The sequence below is a fragment of the Neorhizobium galegae genome (assembly GCF_017877135.1).
Lineage (GTDB): Bacteria > Pseudomonadota > Alphaproteobacteria > Rhizobiales > Rhizobiaceae > Neorhizobium > Neorhizobium galegae_A.
This window is the reverse complement of sequence record NZ_JAGIPH010000006.1, coordinates 237,452-257,176: the sequence shown is the minus strand read 5'-3', so window position 1 is coordinate 257,176 and position 19,725 is coordinate 237,452. Positions and strand designations below refer to the sequence as shown.

19 protein-coding genes are annotated in these 19,725 nt (G+C 63.7%); 6 read left to right on the top strand and 13 right to left on the bottom strand.

The annotated features are described in order from the left end of the window. Positions 1 to 96 precede the first annotated feature (96 nt). A complete protein-coding gene (locus J2858_RS18250; protein ID WP_210106261.1) occupies positions 97 to 1,320 on the top strand; it encodes a GAF domain-containing sensor histidine kinase in 1,224 nt (407 codons plus the stop codon). Beyond that, on the top strand, positions 1,317 to 2,057 hold the full coding sequence (locus tag J2858_RS18245; RefSeq protein WP_210106260.1) for a response regulator transcription factor: 741 nt from the start codon (positions 1,317 to 1,319) through the stop codon (positions 2,055 to 2,057). Before J2858_RS18250 ends, J2858_RS18245 begins: the two co-directional genes overlap by 4 nt. Before the next feature lie 72 nt (positions 2,058 to 2,129). Here J2858_RS18245 and J2858_RS18240 read toward each other — a convergent pair whose 3' ends face one another. The 3 genes from J2858_RS18240 to J2858_RS18230 all read right to left on the bottom strand — a co-directional run bounded on the left by J2858_RS18240 (position 2,130) and on the right by J2858_RS18230 (position 5,801). Next, positions 2,130 to 3,173 carry an ABC transporter ATP-binding protein gene (locus J2858_RS18240; protein ID WP_210106259.1) on the bottom strand — a complete coding sequence of 348 codons (1,044 nt, stop codon included), beginning with the start codon at positions 3,171 to 3,173 and terminating at the stop codon, positions 2,130 to 2,132. Continuing rightward, positions 3,170 to 4,735 (bottom strand): ABC transporter permease, encoded by a 1,566-nt coding sequence (locus J2858_RS18235; protein ID WP_210106258.1) that lies wholly within the window; start codon positions 4,733 to 4,735, stop codon positions 3,170 to 3,172. The genes J2858_RS18240 and J2858_RS18235 overlap by 4 nt, the downstream gene beginning before the upstream one ends. A gap of 73 nt (positions 4,736 to 4,808) precedes the next feature. After that, positions 4,809 to 5,801 carry an iron ABC transporter substrate-binding protein gene (locus tag J2858_RS18230; protein WP_432443374.1) on the bottom strand — a complete coding sequence of 331 codons (993 nt, stop codon included), beginning with the start codon at positions 5,799 to 5,801 and terminating at the stop codon, positions 4,809 to 4,811. A 264-nt stretch (positions 5,802 to 6,065) separates the two neighbouring features. On the opposite strand from J2858_RS18230, the gene J2858_RS18225 reads away from it, so the two are divergent. Both J2858_RS18225 and J2858_RS18220 read left to right on the top strand, forming a co-directional pair. Next, positions 6,066 to 6,980, top strand: coding sequence for a glycerophosphodiester phosphodiesterase family protein (locus J2858_RS18225; protein WP_210106256.1), 915 nt, complete (start codon positions 6,066 to 6,068; stop codon positions 6,978 to 6,980). Then, complete coding sequence (locus J2858_RS18220) at positions 6,980 to 7,771, top strand: inositol monophosphatase family protein (RefSeq protein WP_210106255.1); 792 nt, start codon at positions 6,980 to 6,982, stop codon at positions 7,769 to 7,771. Before J2858_RS18225 ends, J2858_RS18220 begins: the two co-directional genes overlap by 1 nt. Before the next feature lie 12 nt (positions 7,772 to 7,783). On the opposite strand, the gene J2858_RS18215 is transcribed toward J2858_RS18220, so the two are convergent. From J2858_RS18215 to pcaD, 9 genes are all read right to left on the bottom strand, one after another. Then, the gene (locus J2858_RS18215; protein ID WP_210106254.1) at positions 7,784 to 8,905 is read right to left on the bottom strand and encodes an ABC transporter permease; all 1,122 of its coding nucleotides are present in this window, start codon (positions 8,903 to 8,905) and stop codon (positions 7,784 to 7,786) included. A gap of 1 nt (position 8,906) precedes the next feature. Beyond that, a complete protein-coding gene (gene rbbA / locus J2858_RS18210; protein ID WP_210106253.1) occupies positions 8,907 to 11,660 on the bottom strand; it encodes a ribosome-associated ATPase/putative transporter RbbA in 2,754 nt (917 codons plus the stop codon). After that, positions 11,657 to 12,688, bottom strand: a complete 1,032-nt coding sequence (locus J2858_RS18205; protein WP_210106252.1) for an HlyD family secretion protein — start codon at positions 12,686 to 12,688, stop codon at positions 11,657 to 11,659. The genes rbbA and J2858_RS18205 overlap by 4 nt, the downstream gene beginning before the upstream one ends. Positions 12,689 to 12,930: 242 nt before the next feature. Continuing rightward, the gene (locus J2858_RS18200; protein ID WP_210106251.1) at positions 12,931 to 13,350 is read right to left on the bottom strand and encodes an RbsD/FucU family protein; all 420 of its coding nucleotides are present in this window, start codon (positions 13,348 to 13,350) and stop codon (positions 12,931 to 12,933) included. A gap of 177 nt (positions 13,351 to 13,527) precedes the next feature. Beyond that, positions 13,528 to 14,583 (bottom strand): 3-carboxy-cis,cis-muconate cycloisomerase, encoded by a 1,056-nt coding sequence (locus tag J2858_RS18195; RefSeq protein WP_210106250.1) that lies wholly within the window; start codon positions 14,581 to 14,583, stop codon positions 13,528 to 13,530. Positions 14,584 to 14,592: 9 nt separating this feature from the next. Continuing rightward, positions 14,593 to 15,210: a protocatechuate 3,4-dioxygenase subunit alpha gene (pcaG, locus tag J2858_RS18190; protein WP_210106249.1), complete on the bottom strand. Its 618-nt coding sequence runs from the start codon at positions 15,208 to 15,210 to the stop codon at positions 14,593 to 14,595. Position 15,211: 1 nt separating this feature from the next. Continuing rightward, the gene (gene pcaH, locus J2858_RS18185) at positions 15,212 to 15,952 is read right to left on the bottom strand and encodes a protocatechuate 3,4-dioxygenase subunit beta (protein ID WP_210106248.1); all 741 of its coding nucleotides are present in this window, start codon (positions 15,950 to 15,952) and stop codon (positions 15,212 to 15,214) included. After that, positions 15,949 to 16,368, bottom strand: a complete 420-nt coding sequence (pcaC, locus tag J2858_RS18180) for a 4-carboxymuconolactone decarboxylase (protein WP_210106247.1) — start codon at positions 16,366 to 16,368, stop codon at positions 15,949 to 15,951. Before pcaC ends, pcaH begins: the two co-directional genes overlap by 4 nt. A 4-nt stretch (positions 16,369 to 16,372) precedes the next feature. After that, positions 16,373 to 17,170: a 3-oxoadipate enol-lactonase gene (pcaD, locus tag J2858_RS18175; protein WP_210106246.1), complete on the bottom strand. Its 798-nt coding sequence runs from the start codon at positions 17,168 to 17,170 to the stop codon at positions 16,373 to 16,375. Between the two features lie 90 nt (positions 17,171 to 17,260). Here pcaD and pcaQ point away from each other — a divergent pair, with 90 nt between their 5' ends. Together pcaQ and purU are read left to right on the top strand one after the other, a co-directional pair. Next, the gene (gene pcaQ, locus J2858_RS18170; RefSeq protein ID WP_210106245.1) at positions 17,261 to 18,181 is read left to right on the top strand and encodes a pca operon transcription factor PcaQ; all 921 of its coding nucleotides are present in this window, start codon (positions 17,261 to 17,263) and stop codon (positions 18,179 to 18,181) included. 239 nt (positions 18,182 to 18,420) lie between these two features. Then, positions 18,421 to 19,305 carry a formyltetrahydrofolate deformylase gene (purU, locus tag J2858_RS18165; protein ID WP_210106345.1) on the top strand — a complete coding sequence of 295 codons (885 nt, stop codon included), beginning with the start codon at positions 18,421 to 18,423 and terminating at the stop codon, positions 19,303 to 19,305. Positions 19,306 to 19,327: 22 nt separating this feature from the next. Here purU and J2858_RS18160 read toward each other — a convergent pair whose 3' ends face one another. Continuing rightward, positions 19,328 to 19,570, bottom strand: a complete 243-nt coding sequence (locus J2858_RS18160; protein WP_210106244.1) for a hypothetical protein — start codon at positions 19,568 to 19,570, stop codon at positions 19,328 to 19,330. Between the last annotated feature and the right edge of the window lie 155 nt (positions 19,571 to 19,725).

Genomic DNA, 19,725 nt, shown 5'->3' with positions numbered 1-19,725 from the left:
GCGGGTTCCCGCAGGACACACGATCTGCCATGAGGAAAGAATGGAAAGAAGCGATGCGCCGTCCGGGAGGGGATTTCGCGCATCCGGGAGGAAGACATGCTTGAAGATGCATCCGCCTCGTCGTTCAGGCAGTATCTGACGATTGCGCGCCTGCTTGCCGGCCAGCTGGATTTCCGCTCGGCCATCCGGGCGGTGGCCAAGGAGATCGCGCTGATCATTCCGCACGATCACATGGATGTCTGCATCATCACGCCCGGCAGCACCTTCCATACGGCCTATGAGAGCGGGCTGGAAACCGACTGGAGCAAGCGGCCGCCGGCGCTCATCGAGCACAGTCCCATCCGCGCCCTCCTCGTCGGCGAGACAGATAGCTACATCACGCCGGATGCCTCGCGCGATCCGCGCTTTCACTTCGAGGGCTCGTTTTCCGATCCCATCCGCGCGCATGGGCTGAAAAGCCGGCTGCATGTGGCGCTGAAAGTGCATGGCGAAACGATCGGCGCGCTGTCCTTTTCGAGCCTGTCCACGGATTTCTACACCCCCCGGGATCTGTCGCATGCGCAGTCGATCGGCGATCTGCTGGCCCCCTATTTCTTCGCCATCCGGGCGGCCGAACAGGCCAAGCAATCGGCCATCGTGGAAGAGGCGGCGCGCGTGCGCGAGGAGGCGCTGCGCCAGGGGGCGGCCCGGCTGACCGAGCTTCTGGAGGCCGAGCGCCAACGCATCGGCATGGACCTGCACGACCAGACGCTGGGCGATCTCACCCGGTTTGCAAGGCGTCTGGAACGCTTGAGCCTGATGGACAGCGTGCCGGGCGACAAGCTGGAGCCGCTGTTTCGCAGCCTGCAGCAATCCATGCAGGACCTTCGCCAGATCATCGAGCAGGCGCGCCCTTCCGTGCTGCAGCTGTTCGGGCTGGTGGATGCGATCGAAAACCACCTGGAACGCTCGATCCGCGACAGCGGGCTTGTAATTGCCGCAGAGCTTGCCGACGACAGCAGCGGGGCAAGCGGCAGGCTGTCTCCCAATGTCGCCATCACCCTCTTTCGCATTGCCCAGGAGGCGATCAACAATGCCGTGCGGCACGCGCAGGCAAGCCGCATCACCGTTGCCTTTTCCCGCAAGGGCGACAGGCTCATGCTGGAAATTTCTGACGACGGCATCGGCATGGGCAAGGCGGAAAAATCCGGCGGCAGCGGGCTCGACAACATGCGCGTGCGCGCCCGCCTGATCGGCGGACGGTTTTCCTGCGGCAGCGAAGACGGCCGGACCTTCGTGCGGGTAAGCTTGCGCATGGATGAGACGGGAGACGGCCGATGAAGGTTCTGATCGTTGAGGACGACCCCCTGCACCGCTCCTACCTTCACGAGGCGGTGCGGGCAGCCCTTCCCGAATGCGATCTCGTGCTGGAGGCCGGCGACGGCGCCATGGGCGAGAAACTCGCGCGCGACCATCGCTTCGAATCGATCGTGATGGATCTGCAGATGAGCCCGCGCAACGGCATCGAGGCGGCCCGCACCATCTGGCGGGAACGGCCGGATACGCGCATCCTGTTCTGGTCCAACTATGCCGACGAGGCCAATGTGCGCGGCATTTCGCGCATCGTGCCGGATGGCGCCGCCTATGGCTATGTCTTGAAATCGGCCTCCGACGAGCGGCTTCGGCTGGCGCTGCGGGCCATCTTCATCGAGGCGCAATGCGTGATCGACCGCGAGGTGCGCGGCATGCAGCAAAGGAGCCTCGGACACCTGCAGGGGTTCAGCGAGACCGAATACGAAGTGCTTGTCGATATCGCGCTTGGCCTCACCGACCGGCTGATCGCAAAGCGGCGGAACCTTTCCCTGCGCAGCGTGCAGAACCGCCTGCAACAGATCTACGAGAAGCTCGGCGTTTATGATCGCACCCAAAGCGACGGCGAGGCCCGCTACAATTTCCGCTCGCGCGCCGTCACCGAAGCCTTCCTGCGCAAGCTGCTCAACCAGGCAACGCTGGAACGCGCCGAACAGGACCTGCAGGAATGGCTTCGCCGCCATGCGCGACTGACCGGCAGCGCGTGAGCCGTGCCGCGGCCTGTTGCTACACGGGTCTTGCCGTTCGGCGCAGCCCGTTTGCTCGTCCGGCTGCCACGGTCACGGAAAGACGTGCGCCGGTCCGTTGATCTCGATTGAGACGCGGTTGCCTTTTTCGAGGAGGTGCCGGCTTGCCATGGCAAGGCGGACGGTGAAATCCGGCGCGGCATCCGGGACGATGGCAAGCTCCGAGCTTGGCCCGCAGAAGTCGAGGTCGACCACGGTGCCGGTGACGGCGCTTTCCCCGGTGCCTTCCGCGGGCAGGATCGAAAACTGTTCGGGGCGCAGGAGGATCCGCGCCGAACCGGAGCGCTCATTCGCGTTGACGGGGATGTCGCCTAAAATGGTGGTGGCGCGTCCGTCTTTCAGCGTGGCGTCGAGCACGATGGCGTCGCCGAGAAAGGCTGCCGTTTCGGCATCGTTCGGACGCATATAGACCTCGCGCGGCGTGCCGACCTGCGCAAAACGCCCGGCGCGCATGACCACAACCTGATCGGCAAAGGCGAGCGCTTCGGCCTGGTCATGCGTGACAAGAACCGTCGTGATGCCGGCCGCGGACAGAACGGACCCGACCGCCTTTCTCGTCGCGACACGAAGCCCGGTATCGAGTGCCGAAAATGGCTCGTCGAGCAGGATGACGCGCGGACGCCGGGCAAGCGCACGCGCCAGCGCCACGCGCTGCTGCTGGCCGCCGGATAGCTGGTCCGGGCGGCGCGTCAGCATGGCGCGGTCAAGTTCCACCATGTCCATCAGGGTCTCGATGCGCGCCGTGCGGTCTTCCCCGTCGTCCTTCAGGCCAAAGCCGATATTCTGCTCGACGCTCAAATGCGGAAACAGCGCGCCGTCCTGCGAGACGATGCCGACGCCGCGCTTGTGCGCCGGGATCTGCGCGCGCGCATCGGCGATCAACCCGCCATCGAAGCGGATCGTGCCGCCATCGGGCGCCTCGAAACCGGCAATCAGCCGCAACAGCGTGGTCTTGCCGCAGCCGGAGGGACCGACGATGGCGGTGCGGCTGCCGCTTTCAATCGCAAGGCTGACGCCATCGACGGCATTGACCGGCCCGTAATGCTTCTTGAGCGTCGAGATCTCGAGCAGTGTCATCGTCCGGCGATCTTCTTTGACTGTTGATAGAGAAGCCAGGTGAGCGGCAGCGAAAACACCACCATCAGGACGGCATAGGGCGCCGCACCGGCATAGTCGATTTCGCTGGTCAGCGCCCAGAAGGCCATGGCGAGCGTGCGCGTGCCGTTTGGCGCCAGCATCTGGGTTGCCGTCAGCTCGTTCATGATGCCGAGCGAGGAGAGCGCAAGGCCGGCCGCGGCACCCGGTGCCGCAAGCCTGACCGTGGTGGCGAGAAGTGCCTGTGCCGGCGAACGGCCGAGGCTCTCGGCTGCCTGTTCCAGTTCTTTCGGCACCTGCGCGATACTGGCGCGCAGGCTCACCAGCGCGCGCGGCAGAAACATGATCACATAGGCAAAGGTGATCGTGGCAAGCGTCTGGTAGAGGGTGGCAACCTTGACCGTCATGGTGACGAGCGCGAGCGCCACGACGACGCCCGGCATGGCGCTGGCGAGATAATAGCAGCCCTCGACCAGCCGGTTCTGCCGGCTCGGGCGGCGCACCGACAGCCAGGCAATCGGAATGGCGGCCGCCGTGGTGGCCAGTCCGCCAATGAGGCAGATGCGCAGCGTCTGCCAGAGCGCCAGGCCAATGGCATCGAAGCGCCAGATCGCGGCCCCGCCTGCCACCAGCCAGTGACCGAGGGTGAGCGCCGGAATGCCGAGCGAGAAGGCGCAGGTGACAATAGGCAGCAGAAGGGCCGGATAGCGCAGGGCCCCGAGCCGCGTCACGGTTGCGCGCCGCGCGACGCCCGATCCCAGACGTGCATAGCGGCGCCTGCCGCGAATGGCGGCATCGAGCCCGAGGAAGACGAGGCAGCACAAGACCAGCACCACCGCCAGCATATTGGCCGCCACGCCATTATAGGTCGACTGGAACTGGTCGATGATCGCGGTGGTGAAGGTGTCGAAGCGGATCATCGCAAAGAGACCGTATTCCGACAGGAGATGCAGCGAAATCAGAAGCGCGCCGCCCAGGATCGCCAGCCGTAGCTGCGGCAGGACCACGCGGAAGAAGACGGAAAGCGGGGAAAGCCCAAGCGATGCCGCCTGATCCTCGAGCCCCGGATCGAGAAGCCTGAGTGCGGCTGCGACCGGCAGGTAGAGAAACGGGAAATAGGCGACAATCGAGATCGGCACGCCGGCCGACAGACCGTTGACGCCCGGCCAGACGCCGATCCAGGCATAGCTGTGAACGAAGGCCGGCACGGCAAGCGGCGCGACGCACAGCCAGGCAAACAGCCGTGCGCCGGGAAGGTCCGTGCGCTCCGTCAGAAAGGCAAGCGCGACGGCAAGGACGGCACAGGCCGGCACCGTCAGCAGGATGAGAAAGACGGTGTTGAGCAGAAGGCCGGCCACGCGGGGCCGAAAGATCAGCGCGACCGCCGTTTCATAGCCCGTGGCAAGCGTTGCCCAGAGCACGAAACAGAGCGGCACCAGCGCCAGGCAGGCAAAGAACACGGCAATGACGGACACCCAGGACAGGCAAAACGACCGCAGCGGTCGCGGTTGCGTGAGGGAGGCTGTCGCGCTGATCGGGGTCATTCTGTGCTCGAAATCGTCAAACGCCGCAGATACGCGCTGCGGCGCCGTGAAGCAACCGGATTGCCGGCTAAAATCAGAGGATTCCGGCCGCCGTCATCAGATCCGTGACCTTGGCATTGTTGAGATGCGCCGGATCGACCTTGGGGGCATTGAGATCGGCAAGCGGCACCAGCGCCTTGTTGGAGGCTGCGTCACGACCGACGGCATATTCGAAGGAGGTGCCGGTGCGCAGGATGTCTTGCCCGCCCTTCGCCGTCAGCCATTTCAGGAAGGCCTGGGCCTGCTGCTTGTGCTTGCTGGAGGCCAGAATTCCGCCGCCCGATACGCTGACGAAGGCGCCCGGATCCTGATTGCGGAAATAATGCAGGGCGACGTTCTTGCTGTTTTCGCCGGTGCGGGCCTGATCACCGAAATAATAGTAGTGATAGATCAGCGCGCCTTCGACCTGACCGGCATTGACGGCCTTCATGGCGGTGGAATTGCCGCGGTAGGGGGCGAAGTTTTCCTTCATGCCCTTCAGCCATGCGGCCGTTGCCGCTTCGCCCTTCAGCTCCAGGAAGGCGCCGACGATGGCCTGGAAATCGGCGCCCGATGGCGAGGCGGCCCAGCGGCCCTTCCAGGCCGGCTCGGCAAGCTCGGCCATGGTCTTCGGCAGCTTGTCTTCGGAAAGCTTGGTCTTGTCATAGGCAAAGACGGTGGAGCGGGCGGCAATGCCGACCCAATGGCCGTTGGAGGGCTTGAAGCCGTCCGGCACCTGCGCAAGCGTTGCCGCATCCACCGGTTCGAACAGCCCTGCCCCGTCCACCAGCGTCATCGCCGGGGAATTTTCGGTGAGGAAGAGGTCTGCCGGCGAATTGGCGCCTTCCTGCACGATCTGGTTGGCAAACTCCATGTCCGATCCGTTGCGCACGGTCACCGCAATGCCCGTCTCTTCGGTAAACGCCTTCACCCATGCCTGGGTCAGGCCCTCGTGCTGCGCATTGTAGATGGTGAGGCTGTCTGCCACCTGCGCATGCCCGACCGTGGCGATCGAGGACAGGGACAGCGCAAGCGCGATGCGGCTCATGGCGTTTCGATAGGAAATCAAGTGTGCCTCCATGGCGGGTCTCATCAGGATGTCGGATGAGCGTTATATAAAGCGGATAGTGACAGTCAACATTGATCGGCTTTGCCCCCGCACGATTGCGTGATCGAAAGAGCCATCAATACAAGGAGTTGCAGGCGCGTTTGCTGACACGTCGGCGGCCGGTGTCACAAAACTCTCATCACTGCGGGTTTAAGGAGTGCGCCATCCCGTGCCACCCGCATGGACCCCCAGGAGAGCTTAGCCATGAGCGGCGCATCAAATGCAATTGTCGATGAAGAAACCCTTTTTGCAGAACCACTTAAGCCTTTCCTTGCGGCGGATGTGAAAGCCCTGTCCTCACGCCGCAACCCGGCAATCCTGACGATTGCGCATCGCGGCTTCTGGCGGGAGACGGCGGAAAATTCGCTGGCTTCCGTGCGTGCCGCCATCGCAGCCGGCGTCGACATGATCGAGATCGACACGCAGGCGACGCTCGATGGCCGGCTGGTGGTGATCCACGATGCGACGCTTGACCGCACCACGAATGGCACCGGCACCGTCGCTCAATTGCCGTTCGAGACGGTGCGCCGCGCCATGCTGAAGACCGGCGCCGGCGGCGCGGATGCCGCTCTCACTCAGGAAGGCGTGCCGACACTCGAAGAGATTCTGGAAGAGGCGCGCGGAAAAATCACCGTCAACATCGACACGAAATTTGCCCGCGACCTGCCCCAGGTGATGGAGACGGTGCTGCGCCTGGGCATCGCCGATCAGGTGCTGGTGAAGACCGATATCGATCTTGATGCGGAGCATTTCGACATTCTCGACGCCGACTGGTTCGGCAGGATCCCGCATATGCCGATGTTTGCCGTTCGCCCCGGCCGGTTCGCCGAGGATCTTGCCCGCATCGCGCCGCTTTCAGCCCCGATGATCGAGGTGAAGTTCAAGGACATCGCCGATCTTGAGACGGGCCGTGCGGAACTCGAGCGCCAGAATATCCGCCTCTGGATCAACACGCTTGACGTTTCCCATTGTCTCGATTTCAACGATACGCGGGCTCTGGCCGAGCCGGATGCGGTATGGGGTGCGCTGGTCGATGCCGGCGTCGGCGCCATCCAGACGGACGAGGTCGCAGCTTTCAGGACATGGCTCAACGGGCGCTTTGGCGCAGAAGGCAAGTGATGACGATTTCCCATGAACGGCTGGAGCGTGCCTCCAAGGTGATCGCAGAGGCCATGGAACTGGCGCTCAGGTTTCACAGGGACCGCACCAGCATTGCCACCCGCGCCAAGGGGTTCCAGGATTTCGTCTCCGAGGCCGATACGGCGGTCGAGCAGCTGGTGCGTGATCGGCTGGCCGAGGCATTTCCGGGCGAAACGGTGCTCGGCGAGGAAATGGGCGGCGTTGCCGACGACGCCTACTGGATCGTCGATCCGATCGATGGCACGACGAATTTCCTGCGCGGCTCGCCGCTGTGGGGCATTTCGCTCGGCTTCGTGCGCCATGGCCGGCCGGAACTCGGCGTCGTTGCCATGCCGGCGATGGGCGAGATCTATGCGGCGGCCGATGGCACCGGCCTCTTCCTCAACGGAACGCCCTTCGTGCGCGATACCACCTTCGAGGACGTGCGCATGATGTCGCTCGGCGACAGTGCTGCCGCCGAGGCCGAAGACGTGGCGGCGCTGACGGTCGGACTTCGCCATGCCGGCTGGGTGGTACAATCGATCCGCTCCACCTCGATGGGCCTCGTGTTTTCCGCCCGCGGCACCTATGACGGTCATCTGCAGAAGTACACGACCATGTGGGACATTGCCGGCGGCGCGGTTCTGGCGCGCGAGGCAGGCCTTGACGTGCGCATCGGCACCCGCGACGGCATTCCCTATATCGCCGCGGCAACGCCGGCCCTCATGGCAGCCACCGAGCCCTTCTGGCCGGAGATCCGTGAGCCGGAACTGCTTGCCGCCGCCGGTTGAGATCGCCACGCTTCACGCCGCAGACATCAGCGAGCGGCGGAAGCGCAGGAGTGCTATAGCAAAAAAGCCGCAGCCGACCACGGCGAGCGCCAGCATCTGCGGCCAGACGATGAAAAAGTCCGCACCGCGATAAAGAATCGCCTGCGACAGGGCGACGAAATGCGTCGAGGGCGAGACCTGCATGACGGTCTGCAGGAAGACCGGCATGCTTTCCATCGGCGTCGTGCTGCCCGACAAGAGGTTCATCGCGATCAGCACCGGAATCGCGATGAGGCCGAACTGCGCCATGGAGGTGGAGGCGGTGGCAATCAGGATGCCGAGCGAGGTCACCGAGAACTGGTAGAGTACGGCGGATGCGATGAAGAGCCCGAGCGAGCCGGCAATGGGCACATGCAGCACCCGCTCCACCACCACCGTGAGCGACAGCACGGCGGCCACGACGATCACCAGCCCGTTCGCCCAGATCTTCGACAGCATGATCTCGCCGGGCGTTACCGGCATCACCAGAAGATGCTCGATCGTGCCATGTTCGCGCTCGCGGATGAGGGCGGCTCCCGTGAGGATCACCGACAGCATGGTGACATTGTTGATGACCTGCATCACCGCGTTGAACCATGTCGACATCAGGTTGGGGTTGAAGCGGGCGCTGATGACGAGGTTGATCGGGGAGGCTGTGACCTGTTTCGGCAGGGCCGCGGCGACTTCCTGGCGAATGATGCTCTGGATATAGGTGGCGCCCGTGCCGGCAAGCGACATGGCGGTGGCATCGACGGCGATCTGCACGGAAGGCCGTCTGCCGGCGATGACGTCGCGTTCGAAATTCGGCGGAATTTCCAGGACGAAGGTGTAGGTGCCGCCATCCATGGCCGGATCGACATCCGGCGCCTCGATCAGCACCGGCGTCTGGAAGAAGGGTTGCATCAGCCCGTCGCGCAGTCGCGCCGACAGCATGGAGCGGTCTTCGTCGACCACCGCAACGGAGGCGTTTTCCACCTCCGACTTCGCTCCGGTCGCCACCGTATAGATGGCGATGGTGAAGGCATAGAGGATGAGGATTATCATCACCGGATCGGCCTTCAGGCTGTACAGCTCCTTGATGCCGAGACGTATGATGCGGGCAAGCTTCTGTTTCATCTCAGGCACTCCGCTTGCGCAGCGCCACAAGCGCGATCAGGATGTAAAGGACGGCGAAACCCGCCAGCACCAGAAGGTTCGTCCACAGTTGCGCGAGCCCCAGCCCCTTGGTGATGACGCCGACGGTGATCGGCTGGTACCAGGCAGAGGGAAAGCTGAAACCCATCAGCCGCCCGCCCCCCGACAGCGACGACACCGGCACCAGAAGGCCTGAAAAATTCACCGCCGGGATCATGGCAACGATGGCGGTCGCAAAGATCGCCGCCACCTGGCTGCGCACGAAGCTCGACACCACGAGACCAAACCCCGTGGCGGCGCTGACATAGAGCAGCGACCCCACCATCAGCACCGGCAGCGACCCCTTGATCGGCACCGCAAAGACAAAGCGCGTGAGAAGGATGAGGATGAGGAAGCTGACGAAGGCGATGGCGACATAGGGCAATTGCTTGCCGAGCAGAAACTCAAGCCGCGTGGCCGGTGTCGCCTGGAAATTGGCGATCGATCCGGTTTCCTTTTCCTTGACGATGCCCAGCGCCGTCATGATGGCGGGAATGAGAATGAGAACCAGAACGAGCACGCTCGGCACGATGGCATTGGTGCTCTTGAAGGACTGGTTGTAGCGAAAGCGGGTTTCCAGATTGACCGTCTCGGTCGCATTCGTCCGGCCCGTCTGGCGGGCTTTCGCATCGGCAATCGACCCGGCCACCAGGCCGTTGACGTAGCCGCGCGCGGTCTCGGCGCGAAACGGCATGGCGCCATCGAGCCAGACGGAAACTTCCGGCGTCAGCTGTCGCTGCAGGTCGCGGCCGAAATTTGGCGGGATTTCCACGGCAACGGCAAGTTCCCCGGTGCGCAGGCGCCTCTGCAGCGCGTCCTGCGACACGATGGCGGCGCGCTCCTCGAAATAACGCGAGCCCTGAAAGCTTTCGACCAGCTGCCGGCTCTCGGCCGACTGGTCCTGGTCATAGATCGCAAAGGGCAGGTTTTCCACGTCGAACGAGATGCCGTAACCAAAGGTGACGAGCAGCAGCGCCGGTCCGACCAGCGCAAAGATCAGGCGCGCCCGATCCCTCAGCACTTCCAGTGTCTCGCGCCGCGCATAAGCGAAAAGCCGCCCGACATCGAAACGGCGGATGCGCTTCCGGGACGGGCTTTGCGCATCGACGCCTGCTGTTTCGTCCGGCCGGGAGGTTGCATCGGCTGCATCCGGCGCTTCGCTGAGCGTGCCCATGCCGGCCTCGCTCAAGACATCGATGAAGGTTTCCTCAAGCGTCGCCTTCCCGCGTTCGGCACAGAGCGCCTTCGGAGCGCCGACGGCAAGCACCCGTCCCTGGTGCATCAGCGAAATGCGGTCGCAGCGCTCCGCCTCGTTCATGAAATGCGTCGACAGGAAGATCGTCACGCCCCCTTTGCGCGACAGCGAGATCAGCGAGCGCCAGAAGGCATCGCGGGCAACCGGATCGACGCCGGACGTCGGTTCATCAAGAATGAGGATTTCCGGGCGGTGCAGCACGGCGGCGGCCAGCTGCAGGCGCTGGCGGATGCCAAGCGGCAGCGCGTCCGGCGCCTTGTCGGCCACCTCCGTCAGATCGTATTCGGACAGCATGACTTCGACGCGCGGAGCAATCTCGTCGGCCGGAAGACCGAACAGGCGGGCATGCAGCTCAAGGTTCTGGCGCACGCTGAGTTCGCCATAGAGCGAGAAGGCCTGCGACATGTAGCCGACGCGCTTGCGGGTTTCGATGTCGCGCGACAGAAGCGGCTGGCCGAACAGCCTTGCTACCCCTTCGGTTGCCGGCAGGAGACCGGTCAACATCTTCATCGTGGTGCTCTTGCCTGAGCCATTGGAGCCGAGAAAGCCGAAGATCTCGCCTTTCGGAATGCGGAAACTGACGTGATCGACGGCGGTGAAATCGCCGAAACGGCAGGTCAGTCCTTCCGCCTCGATGGCTGGTGGGCCATCCGTCACGATGCGGGGGGAGAGCGTCAGGGGCGCCAGAACCTTGCCGTCCGCCGAGGGCATCAGCGCGGCAAAGGCCTCGTCCAGCGTCGGCTTTGCCGTCTGCGCAAGAATTTCGGCGGGTCTTCCGGTCGCAATCACGCGGCCTGCATGCAGTGCTGCCAGCCATTCAAAACCTTCCGCCTCTTCCATGTAGGCGGTGGCGACGATGACGCTCATGCTCGGGCGCCGGGCGCGGATGCGCTCGATCAGCTGCCAGAACTGCCGGCGTGACAGCGGATCGATGCCGGTCGTCGGCTCGTCAAGGATCAGGAGGTCCGGATCGTGCAGCAGCGAGGCGCAGATGCCGAGCTTCTGCTTCATGCCGCCAGACAGCTTGCCGGCGGGGCGGTCGCGGTAGGGCAGAAGCCCGGTCACGGCAAGCAGCTCGTCCATGTGGCGCCGCCGCTCGTCGGCCTTCAGGCGAAACAGCCGGCCGAAGAAATCGAGGTTTTCCGCAACGCTCAGCGTCGGATAGAGATTGCGGCCGAGCCCCTGCGGCATGAAGGCAAGTCGCGTGCAGACGGCGCGCCGGTGGGCGGCCTCGTCCATATCGCCGGCGAGCACGCGGATGTGGCCGGCCTGCAGCCGGGTAACGCCCGCGACGAGGCCGAGCAGCGTCGACTTGCCAACGCCATCCGGTCCGATCAGCCCCACCATGCAACCGGCAGGAATGTCGAGCGTCACGTCATCGAGTGCGGCCACCTCGCCATAGCGATGCGTGACCGACTGAAGCTGCACGACGGCCTCGCTCATTGCGGCAGCTTCGTCTGGAGCGCGTCCGGCCAGGCAGCGCCGGCATGGCTGCGCACATAGCCAATGCCGCGAATGCCGGTCTTGACGCGGCTTTCATACTCTTTCAGCAGGTCGGGCGCGATCTTCAGCTTGACGCGGAACATCAGCTTTTCGCGCTCTTCGGCGGTCTCCACCGTCTTCGGCGTGAACTGCGCCTCGGAGGCGACGAAGGAAATGCTGGCCGGCATGACATATTGCGGGGCGGCATCGAGAATGATGCGCGCCTCGTCGCCGATGGCAAGCTCGGCTGCCACCCGGGCGGGCACGAAGATCGTCATGGTGACATCGGCCAGATCGAGCATGGTGGCAATCGGCGCGCCGGCGGCCACCACCTCGCCCTTCTGCACGAGCTTGTATTCGATGCGTCCGCGCGTTGGCGCCTTCAGCACCGCATCATCGAGCTGCGACTGGATGCGGGCAATCTCGGCTTCCTCCGCTTCGGAGGACGCGGCGGCTTCCTCGCGGGCGGCATTGGCGGCGCGAAGGGAGGCTTCGGCGACCTGCAGCTGGCTTTCGCGCATGTCGCGCTGCTGCACCGTGCCGCTGCCCTTTTCGCTCATGGTGCGGGCGCGGTCATATTCCTGGCGGGCCAGAACCAGCTCGCTCTGACGCTGGGCAATGGCGGCCTCCGCTTCCACTTCCGCCGTAGCGCTGCGGCGGGCCTTGGCGCGGGCGCCGGCCATTTCCGCCTCGAGATCCGCCGTATCCATGCGCGCCAGCACCGTGCCGGCATCGACGATGGTGCCCTCGGTCGCCAGAACCTCGGCAAGCCGCCCGGCAAGCTTTGTCGAAACGAGGATCTGCTGCGCCTCGATGCGGCCATTGGAGGTGGCAATGCCCGGCATCGTATCCTTGCCCGTCAGGCGGTTCCACAGCGCCTCGAAGCGGGTCTTCAACGCCGCCGGGCTGTTGGTGTCTGCCGCCGCAACGGGTTGCGTCAAAGCCAGCGCTAGCAGAGTGGTCTGGCCCAAAGCCGCCCATCGTCTCATCAGGAAAACCTCCGTCCAAACCGTCGTGCCTGAAGGCATCGGCCAGCGGATGGTTACGCCTCAACGGCAGGCGCTCCTTGATTTATGTCATCGTCCGGCAAAAGGGGCTGCAGCGTTGGCCGCTGAAAGAGCGGATGCCCCGGGGCCGGAAGGCTCGTGCAAAACGGCTGGGGCCGGAGATGCGTCTGCGTCCCCGGCCCCAAGCTTTCGTGTAACACGACGGCGTCAGCCATCCCTACGGATCAGCTGCGCACCACGCCCTTTTTCAGGATGATATTGCCATAGAGGCGGGATTCGCCGGTTTGCACGATGGCAAAGCAGCCCTTGGCGCGCTCATAAAAGGCAAAGCGCTCCAGCGTGCCGCACTGGCCGCGATCGCCGACGACGGCGCGCAGTTCGGCAACGGCCGGCGGCACTTCGTCGGGATTGCCGACCACTTCCATGGTAACGACCGGCACATCGACGAACTCATCGAGCGGCATGACGCTGACGACGGCCTGCGTTGCCCGCGTCACGGATACGCCATCGAGGCGGATGAGGCGCTTTGCGGTGCTGGTGCCTGGAAAATTGGCGTCGACCACGGCGATTTCATCGCCATGACCCATGGCCCGCAGCGTGTGCAGAAGGTCCGGCGACAGAAGCGGGTCGATATTGATGAGCATGTATTGTCCTCCCTGAAGGCGTGTTCGCAGCGCAAGCCGCTCTGCGTTCAAAAACCGCTGCGACGGCTTTAAAACCTTTCTCTAGCTTGTACAATTTGCCGTCGCCGCAGCGCACGCATTTTTGGTGCCCTGTTGCCATTGCATCAGCCGCGGCAAAGCGGTCCCGCTCAGTCCCGCTCAGTCCCGGCCAAGGGCGCGGATGTTCGACAGAAGCTCGTGCGCCCGCCGCAGCGACGCGCCGGTTGCAACCGCCATCAGCGGCAGAAGCATCCATTCAAGCGTCCAGGCAGCCCCCGAACGTTCCTGCTCATGCACCATGGCGTGATGCATGCCCGACAGCTGCACGGCATTGAAGCGGGCAAGCGAGACCAGAACTTCGGCCGCCACCGGGTTCTGCTTGTGGGCCATGGCAGACGAGCCGCCGCCGCCGGCAAGCGTCATCTCGCCACCCATTTCTGCAAGAAGCGCGATATCCTGCCCGAATTTTCCAAGACTTCCGGAGATCAGCGCAAAGAGATCGCAGATCTCCACCAGCCGGTCGCGCTGGCTCTGCCACTGGATCACGTCGGCAAGGCCGAGTTCCTTGGCAAGATGGGCGCGCACGGCGCCGGCCTTGTCGCCCAGCGCATCGAGCGTTCCGGCAGCGCCGCCGAACTGTACCGGCAGGCCGGCTTCAGAAAGCCCCTTCAGGCGCTCCGCATGGCGCGCAAGCGGGTCCGCCCAGCTGCGGATACGGTCCGAGACGGTGATCGGGATCGCTGCCTGCATGCGGGTATGGCCCATCAGGGCGCGTTTTCCGTGGGCCTCGTCCAGGGCGGCAAAGGCCTTGAGAAGCAGGTCGAGCCGCTTGGAAAACAGCGCAAGGACGCCGGAAAGCCTCAGCATCAGGCTGGTGTCGATGACATCTTGGCTGGTCGCCCCCTTGTGGACGAAGGGGGCGTCATCGGGGCTCACGGTCGCGCGCAGCTGGCGCACGAGATCGGCCACCACCACGCCGTCACGGCTGACGCCGGCGCGAAGGGCGGCGATATCCGGCTTGAATGTCGCAAGGGCCGCGGCGATGCGCTGGGCGGCGTCCAGGGGGATGACACCCGCCTGCCCTTCGGACAGCGCAAGCGCCCGCTCGAAGGACAGCATGGCGGCGATATCGGCCGCGGTTTGAAAAAAGGCTCCGGTCTCCTCGTCGCCGAGGAGACCGGACAGGATGGGATGATCGAATGCGGAAATGCTCAACGATCTGCCTCAGATGTCGAAGAAGATGGTTTCGTTTTCGCCCTGCAGGTGGATGTCGAAGGTGACGACATCACCCTCCCGCTTGCCGATGAGGGTGGGCACGCGCACGCGATGCTCGATGCGGGAAAGTACCGGATCCTTTGCATTGGCCTCTTCCTCGTCGGAGAAATACATGCGGGTCTGCAGGCCGATATTGATGCCACGCGCCACGATCCACAAGGTCACGTGCGGTGCCATCGGCCGGCCGTCGTTGAAGGGCACGGATCCTGGCTTGATCGTCTCGAAGGAAAACTCGCCCGTTACCATGTCGGCCGGGCAACGCCCCCAGCCGAAGAAGTTTGGATCAGCCTTGCCGCGCGTTTCCGACGGGCTGTTGTAGAAACCGTCGGCATCGGCCTGCCAGATCTCGATCATCGCATCGCGCAGCGGCGTGCCGGAGCCGTCGATGACGCGGCCCTTGATGGTAATGCGCTCGCCGCGCGTCTTGTCGTTGGCCATGGGGCCGGAGCCGAGATCGGTGTCATAGACGCCGGTAATGCCGGTGAAATTCGGCGTACAGCCGATATGCACGTAAGGCCCGGCGGTCTGCGACGGCGATTCCTTCAGGTAATTCAGCGGCTGGACCATGTCAGTTGCCCTCCTTGCGGTTTTCAAAGAAGGTGGAGCGGCGGCCGCGCAGAACAATGTCGAACTTGTAGGCGCGCATGTCCATGGGCACGGTGTTGTTCATGTCGAGCGGTGCCACAAGGCGCTTGATGGCCTCCTCGTCCGGGATCGTCTTGACGATCGGGCAGATCCAGATCAGCGGATCGCCCTCGAAATACATCTGGGTGATCAGGCGCTGGGCAAAGCCATGGCCGAAGATGGAGAAATGGATATGCGCCGGGCGCCAGTCGTTGACGCCGTTCGGCCAGGGATAGGCGCCGGGCTTGATGGTGCGGAAGGCATAATAACCATTCTCATCCGTGATGCAGCGGCCAAAGCCGCCGAAATTCGGATCGATGGCGGCGAGATAGGTTTCCTTCTTGTGGCGATAGCGCCCGCCGGCATTGGCCTGCCAGAATTCGACCAGCGCGCCGGCCACGCCCACGCCCCGCTCGTCCAGCACCCGGCCATGCACCATGATGCGCTGGCCGATCGCCATCTCGCCGGGCTTTGCGTAATTGACGATGAGATCATTGTCGAATTCGCCGATCATGTTGTGGCCAAAGACCGGGCCGGTGATCTCGCTCTTGGTCCCTTCCAGGGAGATCAGGGCGCGCTGGGGGGCGCGCAGCACCGATGTCTTGTAACCCGGCGTATAGGCTGGCGGATGGATCTCCCGGTCGCGGGCAAAAAATCCGCCTGTTTCAGGCACTGTATTCTTCATCTCGTCTCCTCCTCGGCGTGGTTCACCGCTTGCCCTTCGGCATAGACTGATTTTGCGATTTTGAAGGCATGGTTGGCTGCCGGTACGCCGGCATAGATAGCAACATGGAGGAGCGCCTCGCGGATATCCTCTTCAGTTGCCCCGGTATTCGCCGTGGCACGAATATGCATCGCCACCTCCTCGTCCTGTCCGAGGGCGGCCAGAAGCGCGATGGTGACGATCGACCGCTCGCGCTTGGTAAAATGGGGTCTCGACCAGACGGTGCCCCAGGCACCTTCGGTGATCAGTTCCTGAAACGGCTGGTCGAACGGCGTTTCCTGGGCGCTCGCCCGGTCGACATGGGCGTTGCCGAGCACGGCGCGGCGCGTGGCCATGCCCTGGCGGTAACGGTCGGTGCGGGGCGTCTGGTCGGCCATGAAGTCAGTCTCCGGGAAGATCCGCGACAAAGCCGCGAAGAAGGGCAAGGAAAAGTTCGGGCGTCTCGACGCACGGGATGTGCGCCGCGCCCGGAATGATTTCGAACCGGGCGCCGGGGACAAGATCGGCAAGCGAGCGCACCACGTCCGGTGGCGTCGAGCCATCCTCTTCGCCGACCACGCAAAGGGCCGGCACGGCGATGGTTCGGGCAACGGCGGTAAAATCGGCATCGCGGATGGCCGCACAGGTGCCGGCATAGCCTTCGGGCGGCTGGCGCACCAGCATGGTGCAATAGCCGCGGTAATCGGCATTGTCGGGCACGCGATAAGGCGCGGTGAACCAGCGCGTCATGACCGGCTCCAGAATGCTGGCGATGCCGTTTTGCCGCACCGCATCGATGCGGGCTGCCCAGAATTCGGCTGTGCCGATCTTGTGGGCGGTATCGGCAAAGACGATGGCGCGCACGAGATCCGGGCGCGTGTCGTAGAGCGACAGGGCAATCAGACCGCCGACCGACAGCCCGCAGAGGATGACATCGGAAAGCCCGTAATGATCGATGAGGCCTGCCAGATCGGCTGAAAAATCCTCGATCCGATAAGGCGGTTCCCCAAGGTCGGACAGGCCATGGCCACGCTTGTCGAAGGTGAGGATGGTGAAATCGCCGGCAAGCTCTGCAACGACCCTGTCCCAGATGCGGCGGTCGGTGCCCAGCGAATTGATGAAGACGAGTGCCGGCTTGCCGCTGCCGAGGCCATGCACGTCATGGCTCAGAACCAGATCGCCGATCCGCATAAATTTCATGATCGCATCCTCCGCAGGTTTTATTGCATCCGACAAATGGTTAGGTAAAATGACATTTATACCCCCTAACCCTAACCTGTGAGTTATGAATTGATCGGATCGCGCGTCAAGTATCGCCATCTGCATACGTTCGTGGAAGTCGCCCGGCTGAAAAGCGTGGTTAAGGCGGCAGACAGCCTCAACATCAGCCAGCCGGCGGTGACGAAAACCATCCGGGAACTCGAGGAATTGCTGGGGGTGGCGCTGTTCGAGCGCGACGGGCGCGGCATCCGCATCACGCGGCCGGGAGATGTGTTCCTGCGCCATGCGGCCGCCTCCCTGACCGCTCTTCGCCAGGGGGTGGATTCGGTTTCCCAGGAGCTTCTCGACAATGTGCCGCCGGTGCGCATAGGCGCACTGCCGACGGTTTCGACCCGCATCATGCCGCGCGCCATGACGCTGTTTCTGGAGGAGCGGACGGCAAGCCGCATCAAGATCGTCACCGGCGAAAACGCCGTCCTGCTGGAACAATTGCGCGTCGGCGAACTGGATCTCGTCGTCGGGCGGCTGGCGGCGCCGGAAAAGATGGCCGGCTTTTCCTTCGAGCACCTCTATTCCGAGCAGGTGCTGTTTACGGTGCGTGCCGGCCATCCGCTGCTCAGCGGCGGCTCGGTCTTTGCCGGGCTTGCCGCCTATCCCGTGCTGATGCCGACGCGCGGCTCGATCATCCGGCCGGTCGTCGAACAGTTCCTCATCGCAAACGGCGTGGCGGCGCTGCCGACGCAGGTGGAAACCGTGTCGGATGCCTTTGGCCGCGCCTTCGTGCGGGAAAGCGATGCGATCTGGATCATTTCCAGCGGCGTGGTGGCGGGCGATATCGCAGCCGGCATGCTGGAAGCGCTTCCCATCGATACCAGCGAGACGAAGGGTCCGGTCGGGCTGACGCTGCGCACCGACGCGCCTCCATCGCTGCCGCTGTCCATCCTCATCCAGACCATACGCCAGGCCGCCGGCGAGGTTCTGCCGGTGTGATGCAGCGCCCGATCCCGTTCCCCGCCTTCGCTTTTGCGCCTGCCGGTATCGCAAACCGATGCGCATGGGGCTTCGCCATGGTTTAGGGGTGGGAACCGTCTTCCGCCCTTCAAGGCTTGATATCTGGCCCATCTTGGCTATTGCGGCAGACAGAGATTTTGAAGGGCAGCGGACGCCACGGTTCGCGCCGCCCACACAGGACAGACGGCCCCAACAGGCCCAAACGGAGAACGATGACGATGAAGAGCTATGTGCTGACCGTTTCCTGCCCCACCTCGCGCGGCATCGTCGCGGCGCTGTCCGGTTATCTCGCCGAAAAAGGCTGCAATATCGTCGATTCCTCGCAGTTCGATGATTTCGACACGCAAAAATTCTTCATGCGCATCTCGTTCATTTCCGAAGAAGGCGAAAGCCGTGAGGCGCTTCTATCCGGCCTTGCGCCGATCATCGCGAAATTCTCGATGGAGGCCGACATTTTCGATGCCGCCGAGCGCATGAAAGTGCTGCTGATGGTGTCGCGCTTCGGCCATTGTCTGAACGACCTTCTCTATCGCTGGAAGATCGGCGCGCTGCCCATCGATATCGTCGGCGTCGTCTCCAACCATTTCGATTACCAGAAGGTCATCGTCAACCACGACATTCCCTTCCACCACATCAAGGTGACCAAGGAAAACAAGCCGGAAGCGGAAGCCCGGCTGATGGACGTGGTGGAGCAGACGGGCACGGAACTGATCGTGCTTGCCCGCTATATGCAGGTGCTGTCGGACCCGCTCTGCCAGAAGATGTCGGGACGCATCATCAACATCCACCACTCCTTCCTGCCGAGCTTCAAGGGCGCAAACCCCTACAAGCAGGCTTACGAGCGCGGCGTAAAGCTGATCGGCGCAACGGCCCATTACGTGACGGCAGACCTCGATGAAGGCCCGATCATCGAACAGGACACGGTGCGCGTGACCCATGCGCAAAGCCCGGAGGACTATGTCTCGATGGGTCGCGATGTGGAAGCGCAGGTGCTGGCGCGCGCCGTCCACGCCCATATCCATCACCGCACCTTCATCAACGGCAACCGCACCATCGTGTTTCCGCCAAGCCCGGGAAGCTATGCCTCGGAACGGATGGGGTGAGAGGGCGACGGCGGCCGGCCAGTCACTGATCCTTTGATACGATCTTGAGATTTTCCACGTTCAGCGTGCCGACGGAAAGCCTGTCGATCCGTGCGTGACGGATCCTCAGACGTCCGATGGCAAGCGCCCCGATGGCAAGCGCTCCAATAGCAAGTGCGCCCATGGCAACCGCACCAAGCGCCACGGCCGGCGAGGCCTGGGCTCGGCTGGCCTTTGACGGCTGCCCTGCTTCAATGTGCTGAATGGGCGCATTGGAATGCGTCATAGCTGGCCTCCCCTTCGTCACCGGGTCGTCAACATAGGCGACAAGGCTCGGTTCCATCAACGAAATTTGTGAAGTCGGTTCCCAGAGGTCAAACAAAGAAGCCGCGAACTCCTTGCGGAATTCGCGGCTCGATCAGGTCGCAATGCTTGGGAGGA